General features: G+C 63.6%; 20 protein-coding genes and 1 tRNA gene. 10 read left to right on the forward strand and 11 right to left on the reverse strand.

Annotated elements, in window-relative coordinates; genetic code table 11:
- Positions 1 to 21: 21 nt before the first annotated feature.
- A complete protein-coding gene (gene aroB, locus MUU55_RS27810) occupies positions 22 to 1,149 on the reverse strand; it encodes a 3-dehydroquinate synthase (RefSeq protein ID WP_244764024.1) in 1,128 nt (375 codons plus the stop codon).
- 10 nt (positions 1,150 to 1,159) lie between these two features.
- Positions 1,160 to 1,750, reverse strand: a complete 591-nt coding sequence (locus tag MUU55_RS27815) for a shikimate kinase (RefSeq protein WP_244764025.1) — start codon at positions 1,748 to 1,750, stop codon at positions 1,160 to 1,162.
- A 153-nt stretch (positions 1,751 to 1,903) separates the two neighbouring features.
- On the opposite strand from MUU55_RS27815, the gene MUU55_RS27820 reads away from it, so the two are divergent.
- The 5 genes from MUU55_RS27820 (at position 1,904) to MUU55_RS27840 (ending at position 5,982) form a co-directional block, all read left to right on the forward strand.
- Entirely contained in the window at positions 1,904 to 2,053 is a 150-nt protein-coding gene (locus MUU55_RS27820) for a hypothetical protein (protein WP_117371919.1), read from the forward strand.
- Complete coding sequence (locus MUU55_RS27825) at positions 2,050 to 2,997, forward strand: site-specific tyrosine recombinase XerD (protein ID WP_244764026.1); 948 nt, start codon at positions 2,050 to 2,052, stop codon at positions 2,995 to 2,997. The genes MUU55_RS27820 and MUU55_RS27825 overlap by 4 nt, the downstream gene beginning before the upstream one ends.
- A gap of 80 nt (positions 2,998 to 3,077) precedes the next feature.
- The gene (locus MUU55_RS27830) at positions 3,078 to 4,031 is read left to right on the forward strand and encodes an acetyl-CoA carboxylase carboxyltransferase subunit alpha (protein WP_244764027.1); all 954 of its coding nucleotides are present in this window, start codon (positions 3,078 to 3,080) and stop codon (positions 4,029 to 4,031) included.
- A gap of 203 nt (positions 4,032 to 4,234) precedes the next feature.
- Positions 4,235 to 5,737: a L,D-transpeptidase family protein gene (locus MUU55_RS27835; protein ID WP_244764028.1), complete on the forward strand. Its 1,503-nt coding sequence runs from the start codon at positions 4,235 to 4,237 to the stop codon at positions 5,735 to 5,737.
- Positions 5,734 to 5,982, forward strand: a complete 249-nt coding sequence (locus MUU55_RS27840) for a sulfurtransferase TusA family protein (protein WP_244764029.1) — start codon at positions 5,734 to 5,736, stop codon at positions 5,980 to 5,982. The genes MUU55_RS27835 and MUU55_RS27840 overlap by 4 nt, the downstream gene beginning before the upstream one ends.
- Positions 5,983 to 5,984: 2 nt before the next feature.
- Here the strand turns inward: MUU55_RS27840 and MUU55_RS27845 are convergent, their stop codons facing one another.
- Positions 5,985 to 7,142, reverse strand: a complete 1,158-nt coding sequence (locus MUU55_RS27845) for a CobW family GTP-binding protein (protein WP_244764030.1) — start codon at positions 7,140 to 7,142, stop codon at positions 5,985 to 5,987.
- An 11-nt stretch (positions 7,143 to 7,153) separates the two neighbouring features.
- The gene (locus tag MUU55_RS27850; RefSeq protein ID WP_244764031.1) at positions 7,154 to 8,248 is read right to left on the reverse strand and encodes a D-alanyl-D-alanine carboxypeptidase family protein; all 1,095 of its coding nucleotides are present in this window, start codon (positions 8,246 to 8,248) and stop codon (positions 7,154 to 7,156) included.
- A gap of 146 nt (positions 8,249 to 8,394) precedes the next feature.
- Here MUU55_RS27850 and MUU55_RS27855 point away from each other — a divergent pair, with 146 nt between their 5' ends.
- Positions 8,395 to 9,555, forward strand: a complete 1,161-nt coding sequence (locus MUU55_RS27855; RefSeq protein WP_244764032.1) for a M20 aminoacylase family protein — start codon at positions 8,395 to 8,397, stop codon at positions 9,553 to 9,555.
- A gap of 80 nt (positions 9,556 to 9,635) precedes the next feature.
- Here the strand turns inward: MUU55_RS27855 and MUU55_RS27860 are convergent, their stop codons facing one another.
- Positions 9,636 to 9,902 carry a hypothetical protein gene (locus tag MUU55_RS27860; RefSeq protein ID WP_244764033.1) on the reverse strand — a complete coding sequence of 89 codons (267 nt, stop codon included), beginning with the start codon at positions 9,900 to 9,902 and terminating at the stop codon, positions 9,636 to 9,638.
- 158 nt (positions 9,903 to 10,060) lie between these two features.
- Here MUU55_RS27860 and MUU55_RS27865 point away from each other — a divergent pair.
- Together MUU55_RS27865 and MUU55_RS27870 are read left to right on the forward strand one after the other, a co-directional pair.
- A tRNA-Arg gene (locus tag MUU55_RS27865) sits at positions 10,061 to 10,137 on the forward strand.
- Between the two features lie 72 nt (positions 10,138 to 10,209).
- Positions 10,210 to 12,189 carry a diguanylate cyclase domain-containing protein gene (locus MUU55_RS27870; protein WP_244764034.1) on the forward strand — a complete coding sequence of 660 codons (1,980 nt, stop codon included), beginning with the start codon at positions 10,210 to 10,212 and terminating at the stop codon, positions 12,187 to 12,189.
- A gap of 6 nt (positions 12,190 to 12,195) precedes the next feature.
- On the opposite strand, the gene MUU55_RS27875 is transcribed toward MUU55_RS27870, so the two are convergent.
- Positions 12,196 to 12,576, reverse strand: a complete 381-nt coding sequence (locus tag MUU55_RS27875; RefSeq protein WP_244764035.1) for a CAP-Gly domain protein — start codon at positions 12,574 to 12,576, stop codon at positions 12,196 to 12,198.
- A 50-nt stretch (positions 12,577 to 12,626) separates the two neighbouring features.
- Entirely contained in the window at positions 12,627 to 13,343 is a 717-nt protein-coding gene (locus MUU55_RS27880) for an META domain-containing protein (protein ID WP_244764036.1), read from the reverse strand.
- A gap of 190 nt (positions 13,344 to 13,533) precedes the next feature.
- On the opposite strand from MUU55_RS27880, the gene dxr reads away from it, so the two are divergent.
- On the forward strand, positions 13,534 to 14,706 hold the full coding sequence (dxr, locus tag MUU55_RS27885; protein WP_244764037.1) for a 1-deoxy-D-xylulose-5-phosphate reductoisomerase: 1,173 nt from the start codon (positions 13,534 to 13,536) through the stop codon (positions 14,704 to 14,706).
- A 21-nt stretch (positions 14,707 to 14,727) separates the two neighbouring features.
- Here the strand turns inward: dxr and hemA are convergent, their stop codons facing one another.
- From hemA to MUU55_RS27905, 4 genes are all read right to left on the reverse strand, one after another.
- Positions 14,728 to 15,942: a 5-aminolevulinate synthase gene (hemA, locus tag MUU55_RS27890; RefSeq protein WP_244764038.1), complete on the reverse strand. Its 1,215-nt coding sequence runs from the start codon at positions 15,940 to 15,942 to the stop codon at positions 14,728 to 14,730.
- A 244-nt stretch (positions 15,943 to 16,186) separates the two neighbouring features.
- A complete protein-coding gene (locus tag MUU55_RS27895; protein WP_244764039.1) occupies positions 16,187 to 16,984 on the reverse strand; it encodes an FAD binding domain-containing protein in 798 nt (265 codons plus the stop codon).
- Positions 16,985 to 16,996: 12 nt separating this feature from the next.
- Entirely contained in the window at positions 16,997 to 19,348 is a 2,352-nt protein-coding gene (locus MUU55_RS27900) for a xanthine dehydrogenase family protein molybdopterin-binding subunit (protein ID WP_244764040.1), read from the reverse strand.
- A 99-nt stretch (positions 19,349 to 19,447) separates the two neighbouring features.
- Positions 19,448 to 19,939: a (2Fe-2S)-binding protein gene (locus tag MUU55_RS27905; RefSeq protein ID WP_244764077.1), complete on the reverse strand. Its 492-nt coding sequence runs from the start codon at positions 19,937 to 19,939 to the stop codon at positions 19,448 to 19,450.
- A 459-nt stretch (positions 19,940 to 20,398) separates the two neighbouring features.
- Here MUU55_RS27905 and MUU55_RS27910 point away from each other — a divergent pair, with 459 nt between their 5' ends.
- A complete protein-coding gene (locus tag MUU55_RS27910) occupies positions 20,399 to 20,662 on the forward strand; it encodes a YMGG-like glycine zipper-containing protein (protein ID WP_117371935.1) in 264 nt (87 codons plus the stop codon).
- The last annotated feature ends 208 nt before the right edge of the window (positions 20,663 to 20,870 follow it).

A 20,870-nucleotide genomic window follows, 5' to 3' on the forward strand; every position in this document is an offset into this window, starting at 1 on the left:
GTGCTGCGGGCGCGTCACTGGTCATTTCGGCAGCTTTTCCTTCAGGAAAGCGACGACTTCGGATTGCGGCACGTCATCGGCGACGAAGGACTGGCCGACGCCGCGCGTCAGGATGAAGGTGAGCTTGCCGCCCTTCACCTTCTTGTCCTGCGCGATGGCGTCCATCAGCACCTCCGCCGGCGGCAGGCCGCCGGGGATTTCGTCCATCGACGTCGGCAGGCCGACTTCCCGCAGATGTTTTTCGACGCGCTTGCCGTCATCGGGGCTGCACAGATTCATGCGGGTGGAAAACTGGTGGGCGAGCACCATGCCGATCGAGACGCCCTCGCCATGCACGAGGCGGGCGCTGTCATACTGCGTGGCGGCTTCCAGCGCGTGGCCGAAGGTATGGCCGAGATTGAGCAAAGCGCGCTGGCCGTTTTCCCGCTCGTCGGCGGCGACCACATCGGCCTTGGCCTGGCAGCTCGTGGCGATCGCCTCGATGCGGGCATCGCCGCCGGCAAAGACCGCCTGCCAGTTCTGTTCGAGCCAGGCGAAGAAGTCGGGCTTGTCGATCAGGCCGTATTTCGCGACTTCGGCGTAACCGGCGCGGAATTCGCGCGGCGAGAGCGTGTCGAGCACGTCGGTGTCGGCGAGCACCAGATCGGGCTGGTGGAAGACGCCGATGAGGTTCTTGCCGTGCGGCGAGTTGATGCCGGTCTTGCCGCCGACGGAGCTGTCGACCTGCGCCAGAAGCGAGGTCGGCACCTGGATGAAGCGCGAGCCGCGGCGTGCGATGCCGGCGGCAAAGCCGGTGAGGTCGCCGATCACGCCGCCGCCGAGCGCCACTACGGCGTCATTGCGCTCGATGCGGGCGGCGAGCACGCTGTCGCAGACGCTGATCAGATGCTCGAAGCTCTTCGTCTTCTCGCCGGCCGGAAGCACGAGCGAAACGGCATCTATGCCCTCCACCTTGAGGGCGGCCAGGAAATTGTCGAGATAGATCGGCGCGACGTTCTCGTCGGTGATGACGGCGATCTTGCGGCCCTTCAGGCGGCTGGCGATCTCGCGACCGGCGGCGGCGATCAGGCCGGGGCCGATCAGGATGTCGTAGGAGCGGTCGGCAAGCTCGACCCGCACGGTGCGGCGCGCAGTGGCGGAAGCGGTCATGGGCATCTCGTCAGGGTTTGCGGGTGGCGGTGATGGCAGCCAGCACCTCCTCCACCATGGTTTCCTTCTTCACGTCGCGCGACATCACGGTGAGATCGGCTTCCGAATAGATCGGATAGCGGGCGTTCATGAGGTTTTCGAGCGTCTGGCGCGGGTTTTCCGTCTTGAGCAGCGGACGGGTGTCGCGCTTGTTGACGCGCTCCCAGAGCACATCGAGATCGGCCTTCAGCCAGACGGTGAGGCCGCCGCGCTTGATGTGCTTGCGGGTGTTGTCGTTGATATAGGCGCCGCCGCCGGTCGACACGACGCGCGGGCCGGAACGCAGCAGGCGCTTGATGACGCGGGTTTCCAGCGCGCGGAACTCGGCCTCGCCATAAGCGGCAAAAAGGTCCGTGATCGACATGCGCGAGACGCGCTCGATCTCGTGATCTGAATCGACGAAGGGAATGCCGAGCGTCTGCGCGGTCATGCGGCCGATCGCCGATTTTCCTGCGCCCATCAGGCCGATCAGCACGAGATTGCGTTTGCCGAGCGCGGCACGAGCCTCACTTGCAAGCGTGGGGGCAAGTGCGGGAGGGGCCTGGTCGATCGGCTCTGTCATTGGTGTTTCCGGGGTTTCGTCCCTTTCCGTATCGACAAAACCACCGGAAGCGTCAAGTCTGCCGCACCCTTCATCCCGGGTGTCAGCGGACGCCCGGCCTTGCGCTCGGCGGGCGGCGAGGCAATATAAACGGCATCCGCCCCGGAGAATGCCATGCCCACCCTGTTCCGTTTCCTGTTCTTCTGCGCCGTGATCGTCGGATCGGTCTATGGCGTGATGGTGGCGCTGGTGACCTTCGTCGAGCCGACCGAGCGCGAGGTGACGATCCGCATTCCCTCCGAACGGGTGAACCCGCAGCCATGAGGGATCTGTCCGCGCTTCAGGTGGAATCCTTCCTCGAGATGATGAGCGCCGAGCGGGGTGCAGCGGTGAACACGCTGCAATCCTACGAGCGCGACCTCGAGGATGCGAAATCCTTCCTCAATGAGCGAAATATACGCCTCACCGAGGCGATGCCGGATGATCTGCGCGCCTATCTCGGCCATCTCGCCAAACAGGGTTTTGCCGCCTCCTCGCAGGCGCGCCGGCTGTCGGCGCTGCGGCAGTTCTTCAAATTCCTCTATGGCGAGGGCCTGCGCGGCGACGATCCCACGGGCATTCTCGATGCGCCCAAGAAGGGGCGCTCGCTGCCGAAGACCCTGAGTGTCGACGACGTGACCCGTCTCATCTCTCGTGCGGAGATTGAGGCCACGGAGCCGGGCGGCAATCTTCTGATGCAGCGGCGCATGCATCTGCTCGTCGAATTGCTTTATGCGACCGGCATGCGCGTCAGCGAGCTCGTCTCGTTGCCGGCCAGTGTTCTCGCGCAGACCGGGCGTTTTCTCGTCGTGAAGGGCAAGGGCAACAAGGAGCGGCTGGTGCCGCTGTCGCGCGCTGCGGTTTCTGCCATGGAAGCTTATGGCGAGGTGCTGGCGGCCGAGATCGGCGACGATCCGGCAACGGGCGCCTTCCTGTTTCCGGCGCAGAGCAAGGAAGGCTTTCTGCCGCGGCAGGTCTTTGCCCGCGACCTCAAGGCACTGGCGGGCCGGGCGGGAATTCGCGCCGCGACGCTGTCGCCGCATGTCCTTCGCCACGCTTTTGCCAGCCATCTGCTGCAGAACGGCGCGGACCTGCGCGCGGTACAGGAACTGCTGGGGCATTCGGACATTTCGACGACACAAATCTATACGCATGTGCTGGAAGAACGGCTCCACCAGCTCGTTCAGACCCATCACCCCCTTGCCAAACAGGCAAAAAAACCGGATTAGGACCCTTCGCCCGCGACTGGCCCCCATTTTGGCCGACACCCGCCTGGCGCGGTTTGAGCAAACGATCGGAAACGCATCTCATGCACAACTACCTCGATTTCGAAAAGCCCATCTCGGATCTCGAAGGCAAGATCCACGAGCTGAAGAAGCTCAAAGAAGAAGATGAGAGCATCGACACGTCTGACGAGGTCGGCCGGCTGGAAGTGCGCGCCCGCGAGGCGATGGCCGACATCTATTCCAAGCTGAGCCCCTGGCAGAAAACGCAGGTCGCGCGCCACCCGCAGCGCCCGCACTTCCTCGACTATGCCCGCCAGCTCTTCGAAGAATTCACGCCGCTGGCCGGCGACCGCAAGTTCGCCGAAGACGAGGCGATCCAGGCCGGTCTCGGCCGCTTCCGCGGCGAAGCCGTCGCCATCATCGGCCAGGAAAAGGGCAACGACACCAAGTCGCGCCTCAAGCACAACTTCGGCAGCGCGCGTCCGGAAGGCTATCGCAAGGCGATCCGCGTCATGGAAATGGCCGACCGCTTCGGCCTGCCGGTCATCACGCTGATCGATACGGCCGGCGCCTATCCGGGCATTGGCGCGGAAGAGCGCGGCCAGGCGGAAGCCATCGCCCGCTCGACGGAAATGTGTCTCAACATCCGCGTGCCGATCGTTTCGGTCGTGCTGGGTGAAGGCGGTTCGGGCGGCGCGATCGCGATCGCCACCGGCGACCGCGTCTACATGCTGGAGCATGCGATCTACAGCGTGATCTCGCCGGAAGGTGCTGCCTCCATTCTCTGGCGCGATTCCACGCGCGCCAAGGAAGCGGCGAGCAACATGAAGATCACGTCGGAGGACCTGAAGGCCTTCGGCATTATCGACGGCATCATCCAGGAGCCCGTCGGCGGTGCGCATCGCGATCCCGCCGCCGTGATCGGCCGCACCGGCGATGTCATTGCCGCCGCGCTCAAGGAACTTTCGGCCAAGCCGGGCGACCAGCTGCGCAAGGATCGCCGCCAGCGCTACCTGAACATCGGCCGCCAGCTCTAAGGCGGTGTTTTGAAGGGCGGCCGGGCGCCGCCCTTGCCAAATCTCGGCCACATTCCCCGTGTTTGAGACGGGTGCGGGTTTCCGGCAGCCTCGCGAAAGAATTTCCGGTTAAGAATTTATGAAGTATAAGCCGGTTACGACTGCGCGTCCGCCAGCCCGGCGTGACGGCATGCGATCTGACGATTGTTGACGGACCCTGTGGAATGCGCCTGACTGTTCTTGCCGCCATATCGCTCCTTGCCGTTGCCGCCGCCGGCTGCACGAATGAGACGCTCGACACGTTCGACAAGGTCGACGTCGACCTCAAGCGGGTGTCCAGCAAGACCGGCTATCAGCTGTCTCCCGCGGTGCTGTCCAAGATGTCGTCGATGAACATCGACCGGGCCTCGCCGATCATGCTGCGCATCTTCAAGGAAGAGGGCCGGCTGGAAGTCTGGAAGGCGGACCGCTCCAACCGGTTCCAGCAGGTGCGCAACTACAAGATCTGCGCCTGGTCGGGCAAACTCGGACCAAAGATGAAGGAGGGCGACCGTCAGGCGCCGGAAGGGTTCTATCCGCTCACCAAGGCGAACATGAACCCGAATTCGAGCTATTTCCTCGCGATCAACACGGGATATCCGAATGCCTATGACCGCGCCAACAAGGCGAGCGGCACGCATCTGATGATCCACGGCGCCTGTTCGTCCTCGGGCTGCTATTCGATGACCGACGAGCAGATGGTGGAGATCTTCGCGCTCGCCCGCGATGCCTTCGGCGGCGGTCAGTCCAGCATCCAGCTCCAGGCTTTCCCCTTCCGCATGACGGCGGAAAACATGGCGCGCCACCGCGACAATCCGAACATCGAATTCTGGAAGATGCTGAAGGTCGGCTACGATCATTTCGAAGTGACCAAGCGGCCGCCGGATGTGAATGTCTGCGAGAAGAAATATGTCTTCAACCAGCAGGCCGACAAGCCATTCTCGCCGGCCGGCGCCTGCCCGGCGATGACGACACCCGGCGCGCTGGAAGTGGCGCTCAACAGCTATAACAAGACCTATGCGGCGTCCTATGCCACCGCGATGCGGAAATATGACGGCACGGTCTGGATCGAGCCTTCGGAGGCCCAGCGCAAGGCCATCGTCGCCGACCAGCGCAAGGGCCGCGAGCTCGCCTATGCGCCGACGGGCAACTCGCTCGATGCCGGCAAGCTAATGACCGAGCGCGAGATCGCCGAACAGAAGCGCAAGGCCGAGGAGGCTGAAAGGCGGAAGGTCGAAGCGGCCGAGCGCGCCGTGCGCGAAGCCGAGGAAGCCAAGGCCAAGGCCGAAGCCGATTTCGCCGCCGATGTGGCCACCGAGAAGGCCGAAAAGCAGGCGAGGGGCGAGGGCGCTCTGCCGGTGCCCGAACACAATCCCGGTATCGCATCAACGATCGAGAAACCGGAAAAGAAACCATTCTGGAAGTCCTGGATTGAGAAAAGCCAGCCGGTCGAGGCCGAGCGGGTTCAGCCGGTCGTGACCGAGAGCGCCGAGCAGGCTGCTCTCAAGGGTGGCCGACAGCAGGCGAAGGCTGGCGAAACGGCCACTGCTGTCAACCAGACCGTTGCGACCGGCACCGCACAACAGACCGAAGCCGTTGCAGCACTTCCCGTCCCCGGTGGCGATGCGGGCCAGCAGGTCGTTGAAGAGACGGCGAAGAAGCCTTTCTGGAAATTCTGGCAGAAATGACCGCGGTTGCGGCGCATGACGAAGCCGAGGTCTATGACCTGCGCGGGCTGAAATGCCCGCTCCCGGTGATGAAGGCGCGCAAGCGCCTTTCGACGATGGCCGCCGGTACGCGCCTCTGGGTCGAGACCACCGACCCTCTCGCCGTCATAGACATTCCCCATTTCTGTCATGAAGACGGCCACGCGCTCGAAGCCAGCGAGCGCATCGATGCCGGCCACCGCTTCCTGATCCGCAAGAAAGCCTAGGTTTAAAACCGGAAACCCGGAACGGCGAGCGGGTTGTCGGCCAGTGCCGCCCGGTCAGGGCGGTCGATCTTCGGCGTGCCGGTAAAGGCATCGAAGAGATCGCGCACGAAGGCTTCCGGCAAATCCTTGGTGATCAACACCAGTCGCGTGCGGCGGTCGGACGTATCAGGCCAGGCGGCAAGCCGCTCCGGGGGATGGAAGACGCTTTGCACGCCGTGCAGGACGACCGGGCGATCCGGATTGCTCGACAGCTGGACGATACCCTTCATGCGCAGCAGTTTTTCGCCGTGGGCCGAGCGCAGGAGATCGATGAACATGTCGAGCGCCATCGGATCGATGGCACGGTCATGCACGATACTGAAGGAGCGAATCGTGGCGTCGTGGCGCGTCACGTCATGGGCGTGCTGGTGATCGTGATCGTGGTGATGCCCGTGCGCATGCTCATGATGCCCGTGATCGTGATGGTGCTTATGGCCGTGATCATGCGCCTCCTCGCGCAGCCAGCGCCCGACATCCGCGATCTTGCTGCCGGGGTCGTAGAGCCCGTTGGCAAGCAGACCGGGGCCGACGAGGCCGGGCGTATCGACGTCCGAGACAGTAGCGCGCGGATTGAGTGCTGCGATCTCGCGCTTCACGGTATCCAGCGTCGCGGCATCGACAAGCGTCGTCTTGCTGATCAGCACGCGGTCGGCCACCGCAATCTGCTTGACCGCTTCGGGATGGTTTGCAAGCGTCGAAAGACCGTTTGCCGCATCGACCACGGTGATGACGCCGTCCAGGCTGAAGGAATGGGTGAGTACGGGATTGCCCATGACGGCCTGCAGGACCGGCGCGGGGTCGGCAAGGCCGGTTGTCTCGATCACCACACGCTTCAGCGGCTGGATCTTGCCGCTCTGCATGCGGTCCATCAGGTCGGCCAGCGTATCGACCAGCTCACCGCGGATGGTGCAGCACAGGCAGCCGTCGGAAAGCTCGATGATGCCGTCGCCGGATTGCTCGACGAGCAGGTGGTCGATGCCGACTTCGCCGAACTCGTTGATGATAACAGCCGTATCGGTCAGCGTCGGGTCCTTCAGCAGGCGATTGAGCAAGGTCGTCTTGCCTGCGCCGAGAAAGCCTGTGAGCACGGAGACCGGCACGCGCCGCTCGATCAGGGTCATGTCTTGTCCAATCAGAAGGTCGGCCGCGGGATCGGGATCGGGATGTTGGTGGCGTCGCCGATATCGCTGGCAGCGACCTCGTCATTACCGACGGATTTCGCCGCATTACCGCCCATCAGTCCGGCAAAGACAAGTTTCAGCGGCCGGTTCACCTCGTGGATATAGGGCGACAGGAGTTTCTGCCGGCCGGCTTCGTCGCGGCCTTCGCTGCGCACCTTGGCGGCGTGTTTCGAGCAGATTTCCTTCGAGATATCGGCAACCTCGTTGCGCGTTTCGCCATAGGGGCGAAGCTGGCCGAGCGTCGGCACCTTGCCCGTGCGCTGGGTCAGGCCCTTTTCCAGCATACCCGCCGAAATGTCGGCGCGCGCGCCAAGGCTGTCGGAGCCGAGCACGACGGAGACGACAGACCGGCCATTGCGGGTGGCTGACGAAACCTGATTGAAGCCGGAGGCGCAGATGAAGCCGGTCTTCATACCGTCGGCGCCGTCAAAACGGCCGATCAGCATGTTGTAGTTCGGATACTGCTTCTTGCCGGTGGTGAAACCTTCCAGCGCGAAATAGGAGGAATATTGCGGGAATTCACGCTTCAGCGTCACCGCGAGCACGGCAAGGTCGCGCGCCGTTGTGTACTGGCCCTTGCCGGGCAGGCCGTGCGGATTGATGAAATGCGACGAGCTCATGCCGATGCGCGCGGCCTCGGCATTCATGCGGTCGATGAAACCCTGCTCGGTGCCGCCGACCGATTCGGCAACGGCGACCGCCACGTCATTGGCCGATTTGACGAGCAGGATCTTCAACGCGCTGTCGAGCGTCATCTTCTGGCCGGGCTTGAAGTACATCTTGCTCGGCGGTTCGGCAGCGGCGTTCTTCGTCATGGTGACGGGGCTTTCCAGCGAAATCTCGCCGGCCTTGACCGCGCGGAACACCGTGTAGGCCGTCATCAGCTTGGTGAGCGAGGCGGGATACCAGCGTTGGAACGCGTCCTCGTGTTCTATGACCTGCAGCGTGTTGACATCCACCAGCATGCGGGGATTGGCGTTGGCGGCTGTTGTCAGGGAGGCTGTGAGCAGCAGGGCGGCGCTCGCAAGCGCAGCAGCCCGACGCATCGATCGTCCGTTCGTCTGCAAAGGTCTGTCCTCGAAATCGGGAGTTGTCTCGAACCGTTGCCCTATTTAACCTATATGGCACCGTGATGGCAAAGCCATCGGAGCGATATGGCCAAATTTCCGGCCGAACATGACAGGAAACCCGCATGCCCGTTCTCAACCGCGCCGCCGAAATGCAGGACGAAATCGCCGAATGGCGCCGCAGCATCCACCGGGAGCCTGAATTGCTCTTCGCCGTGGAAAAGACGGCCGCCTTCGTGGCGGAGAAGCTGAAGGAGTTCGGCGTCGATGAAATCGTGCCCGGCATTGGCCGTACCGGCGTCGTCGGCATCATCCGCGGCAAGAGCGCGGGACGCACGATCGGCCTTCGCGCCGACATGGATGCGCTGCCGATCGACGAGACGAGCGGCAAGCCGTGGTCTTCCACCGTCAAGGGCAAGATGCATGCCTGCGGTCATGACGGTCACACGGCCATGCTGCTCGGTGCTGCGAAGTATCTCGCCGAGACGCGCAACTTCGCAGGCTCCGTTGCGGTTATCTTCCAGCCCGCCGAAGAGGGCGGCGGCGGCGGCAACGAAATGGTCAAGGACGGCATGATGGAGCGGTTCGGCATTGCCGAGGTCTACGGCATGCACAACCTGCCCGGCATGCCGGTGGGTTCGTTCGGCACGCGCCCTGGCCCCATCATGGCCGCGACCGATGAGTTTAACATCACCGTGAAAGGCCGCGGCGGCCACGCCGCCCTGCCGCAGAAGACGGTGGACCCGATCGTCATCGGTTCCTATGTCGTGACCGCGCTCCAGACCATCGTCTCGCGCGTCGCCGATCCCATCGCCTCGCTCGTCGTCTCCGTCACCAAGTTCAATGCGGGGTTTGCGCATAACGTCATCCCGGAAACGGCGCAGCTTGCCGGCACGGTGCGCACGCTGAACCCCGACATGCGCGACGAAGCTGAGGCCCGCATCCGCCAGATCTGCGGCGGCCTTGCCGCGGCGCATGGCGCGGAAATCGCCGTCACCTATCACCGGAACTACCCCGTCACCGTCAATCATGCGGAAGAGACGGGGCATGCCGTCGCTGTCGCGCAGGATATTGCGGGCATAGCCTCGGTCGATCCGTCGCTCGACCCGATGATGGGCGGCGAGGACTTTTCCTATATGCTGCTTGCGCGCCCCGGCGCCTTCGTCTTCATCGGCAATGGCGACACGGCGGGCCTGCATCATCCGGCCTATGACTTCAACGACGATGCCATTCCCCACGGCGTGACCTATTGGGTGAAGCTGGCTGAAAGCCGGCTTGCCGCCTGACGAAAAAGAGCCCGGCTGCAGGGACAGTCAGCCGGGCAAGTCGGGGGAGGATCGGCGAGTATTGATCGTGCGCGTCGCGTTTATTCGCAGACGCGGATCTTCTTGATCTTCAGGTTGCCCCACTTGTCGTAGCGCTTCACCTTCTTCCAGAAGCAGTCATACCCGTAGTCGTCATCGTAGAAGGTGACCTGGGCGCCGTGACCCCAGCCGTGGCCATGACCGTGACCCCATCCATGGTGGCCGCCGCCGAAGCCGAAACCGATGGAAAGGCCGCCGGCCTGCGACGGGGCGGCGAAGGAAAGTGCTGCGACAGCGGCGACGACAGCGGAAAGCATGAACTTGCGCATGGACATTCTCCTTGACGGTTTTGGATGAAGCCATCTCCATCCCATGAACCGACAGTCTCATGTCCGCGCCTTTCATGCTGTTCCATGCGGAACCCGACGCGCGTCGAACCGAAAATCGCTTGGCTTCGGGCCACGGCTTTTGTATGGGTTCACCTAGTGGTCCCGTAGCTCAGCAGGATAGAGCACCAGATTCCTAATCTGGGGGTCCCGCGTTCGAATCGCGGCGGGATCACCATTTCCGGCGAAGGAGACTTTTAAGTCTTTCCGCATAAAACTGACCGCTGATGGAATGGCGGAGGTCGCTGGATTGCCCAAGAAGTTTGTTGTCGGGAGGAGCGTCGGACTGAATGTCTTCCTTCTGGCGCTTGCCCTTGCCTGTCTGATGCCGGTTGTCGTCATATCCGGCTTTGCGATGTGGCGGGCAGGCGAGGCCTATCGACAGACGGCGACGACCCGGCTCAGCGACACGGCGGCAACGCTTGCCCGCGCGATCGAGTCGGATATCGAAGGACGTTTCACGGCACTCAGCGCCTTCGCAGCGCTACGCACCTTTTCCGGCGATGTCGTTTCGACGACGCTGACCACCAGCCGGTTCAAGGGCATCGGGCTCGACGGGCAGATCACCCTTGTCGCTTTTGACGGCGACGCGCCGATCGGCGGCGTGGCACGGCGCATTGCCGACGTCGCGCGAGATGCCGTCGACACGCAGGCGCCAGTTCTCTCCAACCTCTACCTTGGACGCACGCGGGCCGATTACAGGATCGATCTGGCCCTGCCCTTGCCGTCGGATGGCGGGCACCGGCGCGCGCTCGTGCTCTCGGTCGCGCCCGAGCAGCTTGTCCGTGCGCTACAGCAGAGAAACGAGGCGCTGAGCGGCATCCTCGTTGCCGTTACCGACGGCAACGGGCGCATCATCGCCCGTTCGCGCGATCATGAGCGCACCATTGGCCTGCGGGCGCCCGATTGGCACAAGCTCGAAGCGCTCAATGCCCGAAACGGCTGGTTCGAGGCGGTGACGACCGAGGGCATGACGACGATTCTTGCCTTCGAAAAGCTGGATGCAACGCCCGGCTGGGCGCTGGTGGTGGGTGAACCGACCGCGATCTTCAATGCGCGCTGGAAGGATCCGCTGATCGGTCTTTCGATCGGTGCGCTGCTGGCGCTTGGGCTCGCCACCGTGGCGGCGGTCTGGATCGGGCGACTGATCCTGCGGCCGGTGGAGGCGCTGGCGGCTCATAGCGCGGCCGTCGCATCCAACAGGCCTGCGGATGCCCTTCCGCCCATCCCGCGTTCGCTGGTGCGGGAGTTCGAGACGCTGCGGGTCAGTGTCGAGGGTGCGGAAGCGGCGCGGCGCAGCAACGAGCGGCGACTGGAGACGGTGGCGCAGGCCGGTTCCCTGGCCTTGTGGCGCTGGTCCGCGCGCGGCGATCTCAGCTGGATCGAAGGTTGGACCGCCCTGACGGGCACGTCCGAAAACGAGGCGCTCGGCATGGCGTGGCTCGACCACGTGCATCCGGACGATCGCGTTCTGCTCGTCGAAAAACTGGAGGAAACGCGCAACGCCTGCCGCATGGTCGATGCCGAGTTCCGTCTTCTCGTTGCCGACGGACGCTGGCTCTGGGTGCGCAAGCGCGGCGGGCCGGTACACGACGACAACGGCGCTATCCTGCAGTGGGCCGGCGTCATCGAGGACATCGACGCGCGAAAGCAGAGCGAAACCCGCGTGGCCTATCTTGCCCATCACGATGCGCTCACCGACCTCGCCAATCGCGTCACGCTGCACCAGCAGTTGGAATATGCCATCACCGACACGCTGAACGGCAAGCTGCGGGCATTGCTCTATCTTGATCTCGACCGTTTCAAGCAGGTCAATGATACGCTGGGCCATGCCGCCGGCGATACGCTTCTGCGGGAAGTCGCCGGCCGGCTGCGTGCGACGGTGGGTGAAAGCGGCCTTGTCGCGCGGCTTGGCGGCGACGAATTCGCCGTATTGCAGGATGACGCCGCCTCTCCCGAAGATGCTCTCGCCCTTGCCGGGCGGATCATCGAGCTTGTCAGCATGCCCTACATGATCGATGGAGCATCCGCGGTTGTCGGGGTCAGCGTCGGTATAACCTTCATCGCAGACAGCGCCGGCGATGCCGACTGTTGTCTCAAACGTGCCGATCAGGCGCTTTACTGGGCCAAACAGGCCGGTCGCGGGCGGGCTGTCGTCTACGAGCAGGAGGAAAGCCTGGCGCGGCTGGCGTCTTTCGCCGGCCTGCCGCCGAAGCGGCTGCAGGCGTGATCGAACCTAGACCTCTTCCTTTTCACGCTCCGGTGTTACGACACGCGGTTTGGGGCGCACGGACGGCACGATCGACGGTTTGTTGACGACCTTCGGCTGCGGTGCCTTCATGCCGAGCATGTTGCGGATGCGGTCGGAGACGAGTGGCCGGAAACGGCTGGCACGGAAAGGCATGTCGACCGCGCCGTAGCCTTCGGGGCCATCGTCGTTTCCGCGGTAGAGTTCCATCAGCTTGATGCCGTAGAAATCGCCATCGACATAGTGGCGGTAGTGGCCGGCCCAGCGGACGGTGTAGATTTGCCCCTTGCGGATGCCCTGGTCGATCGAGACGTTCTTGAACCGGTCGTTGATGCACACGACTTTCTGGCCGACTTGGAATGTAGGCATGCGTTCTCTCCCCCAAGCTCCCGACGCGAAGACTGAAAAGCCGTGTCGGCTCAGCCGGTCTTGCGGCAGTTGACGCCCGGCGCGTTTTCGCCCTTGGTCAGGTCGTAGAGCGTCGCCTCGTCGCCCTTGGTCCACCATTCGAAGCGGCCGCCGGCATATTTGGCACCGGAGGCGGCCAGAACATTGGCGGCGATGACGGTTTCATCGCCGATCTTCAACACGGCCAGCGAATTGGAGCCGGCATTGATGTATTCGGCAACGACGCGCTGGTCGGCGTCACACTGGTAGCTGATCGTCTCGCGTGCCACGCTCTGTTCCGGTCCAGGCAAACGGATGACGATGTCCGTGCTGTTCTTAAGGCCCGCAAGGCGGATCGCCGGGGCGCCTTCCTTGCCGGTCAGATGCAGAATCCCGTTCTCTAGTTTCCAGGAGGTCACGGTGCCGAGCGCGTCGAAGAACTTCTGCTCCTGGTCCATGATGGCGGGGGCACACATCTTGCGCGTCGCGGCGGCGGGCGCGAAAGCGATATTGCCGTTCTGGACCTTCAGCTTGCCGCGATAGGTGTTGCAGCCGCCATTGCCGCCATAGCTGCCATCGGGCCTGATCTCCAGCGTTGTCTGCAGGTCGTCAATGACGCCGTTGCCGCCGATATCCTCGGCAAGCCAGGCGCCGCCGAGACCACTCGGGACCGGCTCGTCGGCATGGGCCGGAGCTGCTGTCGCAAGCACGAGGCAGGCGAGGGTCCAAACTCTCAGGCGTCGATGCACAGATTTCTCCAATCGCGTCGGGGCGGAAAGCCGCTTTGCGGGGACGTTATGGCCGTCCGGGCGAAAAGGTCAAGCCACGGGTTCGAGAAGACGGGCGCAGCGGCGGTTTTCCGCCGCGTTGCAGGCTTGTTGCTGGCGTCTTTCGCCTGTAGAGCCAATAGCAGAATACAAGAAAATTGCGGAAACCATCATGGCTCTCGATGCGCGGCAGACGCGCCGCATCACCGTTTTAGGCTCGACAGGCTCCATCGGCACCAGCACGCTCGACGTGGTGCGCCAGCTCGGCGGGCGCGACCGCTACGAGGTCGTGGCGCTGACCGGCAATGGCAATGTGGAGCTGCTGGCCGCCCAGGCAAAAGACTGCGGCGCGCGGATGGTGGTGACGGCTGACGAGAGCCGCTACAGCGCATTGAAGGACGCGCTTTCCGGCAGCGGCATCGAGGCGGCCGCCGGGCGCGGGGCGCTTATGGAGGCTGCCTCCGGCGATGCGGACTGGGTGATGGCGGCAATCGTCGGCACGGCCGGCCTTGCGCCGACACTGGCTGCGGCGAAGAAGGGCGCGGATATCGCGCTTGCCAACAAGGAATGCCTGGTGTCGGCCGGAGACCTCTTCGTTCAGGCCGTCGCCGAGGGTGGCGGGCGGCTCATTCCCGTCGACAGCGAGCACAGCGCGATCTTCCAGGCGCTGGAGGACGACCAGCGCCATGCCGTCGAGCGCATCGTGCTGACAGCCTCGGGCGGCCCTTTCCGCACCTGGAGCCGCGAGCAGATGTCGAACGTGACGGCGGATATCGCGCGCGCTCATCCCAACTGGTCGATGGGCCTGAAAATCTCGATCGGCAGCGCCTCGATGTTCAACAAGGCGCTGGAGATGATCGAGGCGAAACATCTCTTCGACGTCAGGCCTGACCAGATCGAGGTGGTGGTGCATCCGCAGTCGATCATCCACTCCATGGTCGGCTATGTCGATGGCTCGGTGCTGGCGCAGCTCGGCGCGCCGGATATGCGCACGGCGATCGGCTATGCCCTGACCTATCCCACACGCTCGCCGCTCAATGTCGACCGGCTGGATTTTGCCAAGCTGTCGCGGCTCGATTTCGAAGCGCCGGACGAAACGCGCTTCCCGGCGCTCCGGCTCGCCCGCACGGCGCTGGAACGTGGCGGCCTTCAGGGCGCGATCATGAATGCGGCGGAGGAGGTGGCGTTCCATGCCTTCGTCGGCGGGCGCATCGGCTTCCTGTCGATGGCGGATATTGCCGAACAGGTGATGGATAAACTCAGCCATCTGCCGCCGGCATCCTCCATGGACGATGTTTTCGCTGCAGACGAAGAAGCCCGGCGGGTGGCCGCCGGGCTCATCTGAGCAGTCAGGTTTTTCGCCTTATCAGGCGACGGCGCGGGCCAGCGCACAGCGCGACCACAGCGAATGCAGGGCGCCGACGAGATGCTCGATATCGGCATCGGTGTGCAGCGGAGTCGGCGTGATGCGCAGACGCTCGGTCTTGCGCGGCACGGTCGGGTAGTTGATCGGCTGGACATAGATGCCGAAATTGTCGAGCAGCAGGTCCGAAATCCATTTGCACTTCGATGCGTCGCCGACCATGACCGGCACAATATGGCTCGGGTTCGGCATGTGCGGAATGCCGTTGCGGTCAAGCGCTGCACGCAGCTTGCGCACGCGCTCCTGATGGGCGAAGCGCTCGATCTGGCTGTCCTTGAGGTGGCGGATCGAGGCGAGCGCACCAGCGGCAAGTGCGGGCGGAAGCGACGTCGTGAAGATGAAGCCCGAGGCGAAGGAGCGCACGAAATCGCAGAGCGCCGTGGAGGCCGCGATATAGCCGCCCATCACGCCGAACGCCTTGGCAAGCGTACCCTCGATGACCGTCAGACGATGCATCAGGCCCTCGCGTTCGGCAATGCCGCCGCCGCGCGGACCATACATGCCGACGGCATGGACTTCGTCGAGATAGGTCATCGCGCCGTATTTGTCGGCGAGGTCGCAGATTTCCTTGATTGGGGCGATGTCGCCATCCATCGAATAGACCGATTCGAAGGCGATCAGCTTCGGCGCCTTGGGGTCCGCGGCGGCGAGCTTGGCTTCGAGGTCTCGGAGATCATTGTGCTTCCAGATCACGCGCTCGCACTTGGAGTGGCGGATGCCCTCGATCATCGAGGCGTGGTTGCCGGCATCCGAAAAACAGATGAGGCCAGGAATCTTCGAACAGAGCGTGCCGAGGGCTGCCCAGTTGGACACGTAGCCCGAGGTGAAGAGCAGGGCGGATTCCTTGCCGTGCAGGTCGGCCAGTTCCTGCTCGAGCAGAACGTGGTAGTGGTTGGTGCCGGAAATGTTGCGAGTGCCGCCGGCACCGGCGCCACACTGGTCGATGGCGAGTTTCATCGCCTCGGTCACCTTGGGGTTCTGGCCCATGCCGAGATAATCGTTGGAACACCAGACGGTCACGTCCTTCGGGCCTTCGGCCGTGTAGCGGGTCGCCCTGGGGAAGTTCCCCTTCTGGCGCTCCAGATCGGCGAACACGCGATAGCGGCCTTCCTGATGCAGGCCATCCAGCTCGTTCTTGAAGAAGTTTTCGAAGTCCATCCGGAGTCTCCTGTCCGGCGAAAACCCGGACATCATCATCGTTGGCGGTCGTTCAATCGGCTACACCTGAGGCCGGCCCGCTGCAACGATCTCCGCTGCGGCAAATCGGCGCCACCTTTGAACCATTCCAATGTATCTTAGGCCCCCAAAGGCCATTTCCTGTTGATGCATGTCAAGTCTGCACGAAAAAAGGACGGCCTCAACCGCCCTTTTAATCGAACCAGTTTCAGGTTTTTAGTGGAAATCAGGCGGCGGCGACCGCCCGCTTGGCCATGACTTTCACGAGGTTCGCCCGATACTCCGCGCTGCCGTGCAGATCGGAGAGCAGGTCGGAGGCGTCGACATCGACGCCCGAGGCCGCATCCGCCGACCAGTTGGCGGCAAGGGCCGCCTCAAGGCCGGCATGGCGGAAGACGCCGTTCGAGCCCGCGCCCGTCACCGCCACCCGCACGCTGCCATTCCCCGCCTTCGCCACGAAGACGCCGGCCATGGCATAACGCGAGGCCGGGTTGGGGAACTTGGCATAGCCTGCCTTGGCCGGAGCATCGAAGGTGACGGCGACGACGATCTCGCCGGCTTCGAGCGCGGTTTCGAAAAGGCCGGTGAAGAAATCCTCGGCCGCGACTTCCCTGGCATTGGTGACGATCGTCGCGCCCAGCGCCAGCATGGCGGAGGGGTAGTCGGCGGCCGGGTCGTTGTTGGCGATGGAGCCGCCGATCGTGCCCATATGGCGGACATGCGGGTCACCGATATGGGCTGCGAGGTGGGAGATCGCAGGGCAGGCGGCTTTCAGCTCGGCGGAGGTGGAGACCTCGTAATGCGTGGTGGCCGCGCCGATGCGCACGCGGCTGCCGTTGACGGAGATACCCTTCATCTCGGCGATGTGCCTGAGATCCACGAGATCGGAAGGCGCGGCGAGCCGCTGCTTCATCGTCGGAATCAGCGTCATGCCGCCGGAGACGTATTTCGCCTCGTCCGAAGATGACTGCAGCTTGACTGCATCGGCGACCGAGGAGGCGCGGTGATAGTTCGTTGCGTACATGGCGTCCTCCCGTCAGTTTGCCGTTGCCCGTGCCGCCGCCCAGACCTTCTGGGGCGTTGCCGGCATGGTGAGGTCATTGTTGCCGATGGCGTCGGTGATGGCATTCATCAGCGCCGGCGGGGAGCCGATGGCGCCCGCCTCGCCGCAGCCCTTGATGCCGAGTGGATTGTTCGGGCAGGGGGTGATCTGGTGCGAGACTTGGAAGGAGGGCAGGTCGTCGGCACGCGGCATGGTGTAGTCCATGTAGCTTGCCGTCAGCAGCTGGCCGGTTTCTGGGTCGTAGTGCACGCCTTCCAGCAGCGCCTGGCCGATGCCCTGCGCGATGCCGCCATGCACTTGGCCCTCGACGATCATCGGGTTGATGATGTTGCCGAAGTCGTCGGCGGCGACGAACTGGACGATTTTCGTCTTGCCTGTGTCCGGGTCGACCTCGACCTCCGCGATGTAGCAGCCGGCCGGGAAGGTGAAGTTGGCCGGGTCGTAGAAAGCGCCTTCCTTCAGGCCCGGCTCCATGCCAGAGGGCAAGTTGTGCGCGGTATAGGCGGCGAGCGCCATCTGGAACCACGGGACCGACTTGTCGGTGCCGGCGACCTTCAGCGCGCCGTTCTCGATGACGATGTCGCTCTCGTCGGCTTCCATCAGGTGGGCGGCGATCTTCTTTGCCTTGGTCTCCACCTTGTCCAGCGCCTTGACGACGGCGGACATGCCAACGGCGCCGGAGCGGGAACCGTAGGTGCCCATGCCCATCTGCACCTTGTCGGTATCACCATGCACGATGGAGACGCTGTCGAGCGGCACGCCGAAGCGATCGGCAACAAGCTGGGCAAAGGTCGTCTCATGGCCCTGGCCGTGGCTGTGCGAGCCGGTGAGCACCTCGACGGTGCCGACGGCGTTGACGCGTACTTCCGCCGATTCCCAGAGACCGACACCGGCGCCGAGCGAGCCGACGGCCGCCGACGGCGCGATGCCGCAGGCCTCGATATAACAACTCATGCCGATGCCGCGCTTCATGCCGCGGCCGGCCGCTTCCGCCTTGCGGGCCGGGAAACCGGCCCAGTCGGCGGCCTTCATTGCCGCTTCCAGCGAGGCTTCGTAGTCGCCCGCGTCATAGTTCATGATGACGGGCGTCTGGTGCGGGAAGCTGCGGATGAAATTGATGCGGCGCAGCTCCGCCGGCGAGACGCCGAGTTCGCGCGCCGCCGTCTCCATGGTGCGTTCGAGCAGATAGGTGGCTTCCGGCCGGCCGGCGCCGCGATAGGCATCGACAGCGACCGTGTTGGTGTAGACGGCGCGCACATTGGCGTGGATCGCCGGGAAGTTATACTGGCCGGAGAGCAGGGTGGCATAGAGATAGGTCGGCACCGCCGAGGAGAACAGCGACATATAGGCGCCGAAATTGGCGATCGTATCGACCTTCAGCGCCGTGACGCGGTTGTCGGCGTCGAAGGCCATCTTGACCGTCGAGACATGGTCGCGGCCATGCGCATCCGTCAGGAAGGCCTCTGTGCGGTCGCTGGTCCATTTCACCGGTACGCCGGTGCGCTTGGAGGCCCAGAGACAGACGATCTCCTCCGGGTAGATATAGATCTTCGAACCGAAGCCGCCGCCGACATCGGGCGCGATGACGCGCAGCTTGTTTTCCGGCGCGACATTGTAGAAGGCGCTCATGACGAGGCGCGCGACATGAGGGTTCTGGCTCGTCGTGTAGCAGGTGTAGTGGTCCTCGGCAGAATCATAGATACCGAGGGCTGCGCGTGGTTCCATCGGGTTCGGCGCAAGCCGGTTGTTGACGATCTTCATTTCCGTGACATGGGCGGCGGCGGCAATCGCCGCATCGGTCGCGGCGCCATCACCGATCTCCCAGTCATAGATCAGGTTGCCGGGGGCCTCTGGGTGAAGCTGTGGCTGGCCGGCCTCGAGCGCCTTGACCGCATCGGTGACGGCGGGCAGCACGTCGTATTCGACGACGACGGCCTCGGCGGCGTCGCGCGCCTCGCCCATCGTGTCGGCCACGACCACGGCGACCGCGTCGCCGACATAGCGCACCGTATCATGCGCGATCGGCCGCCAGGCCCCCATCTTCATCGGCGAGCCGTCCTTGGAATGGATCATCCAGCCGCAGATCAGGTTACCGATGCCGTCGTCGAGCATCTGCTTGCCGTTCAGCACGCCGATTACGCCGGGCATGTCGGCGGCGGCCGAGATATCGATGCTCCTGATCTTCGCATGCGCGTGCGGCGAGCGCACGAATGCGGCGTAACACATGCCGGGCACGGACATGTCGTCCGTATATTTGCCCTGGCCCATGAGAAACCGCTTGTCTTCTTTTCGCGCAACGCGCGCGCCGATGCCTTCGACACCCATCTTCATCTCCTCCAGAGATATCGTTCGCGTGACATGCTGAAGGCGGTCAGCCAGGCAGGCGCAAAGGGATCGCGGCCGCCGGCAGGACCGCCGTCGGCGTTATTCCGCAGCCTGACGGCCTGCCGCGCCCATGTCTTCGGCGGCGGCGAGGATGGCTTTGACGATGTTGTGGTAGCCGGTGCATCGACAGATATTGCCTTCCAGGTTTTCCCGGACGGTCTGTTCGTTGAGCTTGGCGCCATAGCGGTTGATCATGTCGACGGCGGTCATCACCATGCCGGGCGTACAGAAGCCGCATTGCAGGCCGTGATTGGCCTTGAAGGCTGCCTGCACCGGGTGCAGCTCGCCGTTCGCGGCAAGCCCTTCGATGGTGAGGATTTCAGCGCCCGCGGCCTGGGCCGCGAGCATGGAACAGCTTTTCACGGCCTTGCCGTCCATATGCACGACGCAGGCGCCGCACTGGGACGTATCGCATCCGATATGAGTTCCGGTGAGGCTGAGGGTGTCGCGCAGGAAGTGCACAAGCAGGGTGCGGCCCTCGCACTCTTTGCTCACCTTCCGGCCGTTGACGGTCATTGCCACTTTCGCCATTCGTTCCTCCCTGGCGGTTGCAGAGCCGCTGGGCCGGTCGATCCGAGTGTGCATGCAGCGGGCGTCGTCGCGACGCGGGCCTGGGATCAGACGACACCAGCATTCAATTCGCGTGCATTTCATTCCGGCAAAGGTGCTGCGCGGGGTTCTCCTCCCGCCGGCGCAGCAGCAACAGTCATATCATTTGACTTTTTGCGGCGGGGATCAACCGGTACTTTCAGGGTAAATCGAAATTTCTCGTGACCGGATGCGTTTGACGGATCAAACAAACGAAACGGAAACGCTGTTTATTCGCACAGCAAAAAAATAGTTTAGTCCCATGGACTTCCCGGAAACCGGCTATATTTTGAACCTCGGACAGACCTGACCGTGCAAGACGGCGGCGTGTGTTGCGTAACGTAAGAAGGGGATAGTGCGGATCCGAAAACGGGGCGCATCTCAACTTTGGAGAACATCTTCATGAAGAAAGTCATTGCGCTCGTCCTGGTCGGTCTGGCCGTCGCCAGCTGCACGCAGACGGAAAAGGGTGCAGGCATCGGCGCCGTGTCCGGCGCGATCATCGGTGGCGCGATCACCGGTGACGTGCGCGGCGCTGCCGTCGGTGCTGCCATCGGTGGCGTCTCCGGCGCTGTGATCGGCTCTGTCGCCGAACAGCCTGGCCAGTGCTACTACCGCGACCGCTACGGCCGCCGCTACATCGATCGTTGCCCGTCGGGTTACTGATACCCGTAAGCTGCAACTTTTACGAAGCCCCGGATAGTCTCCGGGGCTTTTGCCTGTCCGCCGTCGGGATAAAATGCCCTTCGGTGCTTCAAATCCCGTCCGTCACCGTGTAAAACCGCCGTTAACATTACGGAAAACCTAACGCGTTAGGGTCTTTTCCTGCCTGAAAGCTCTGGATGAACCAGGGCGTCTGAAGTCTGTGACGGAA

Origin of the sequence: Shinella curvata, from assembly GCF_022899935.1 — a bacterium.
In the GTDB taxonomy this organism is placed as follows: domain Bacteria; phylum Pseudomonadota; class Alphaproteobacteria; order Rhizobiales; family Rhizobiaceae; genus Shinella; species Shinella curvata.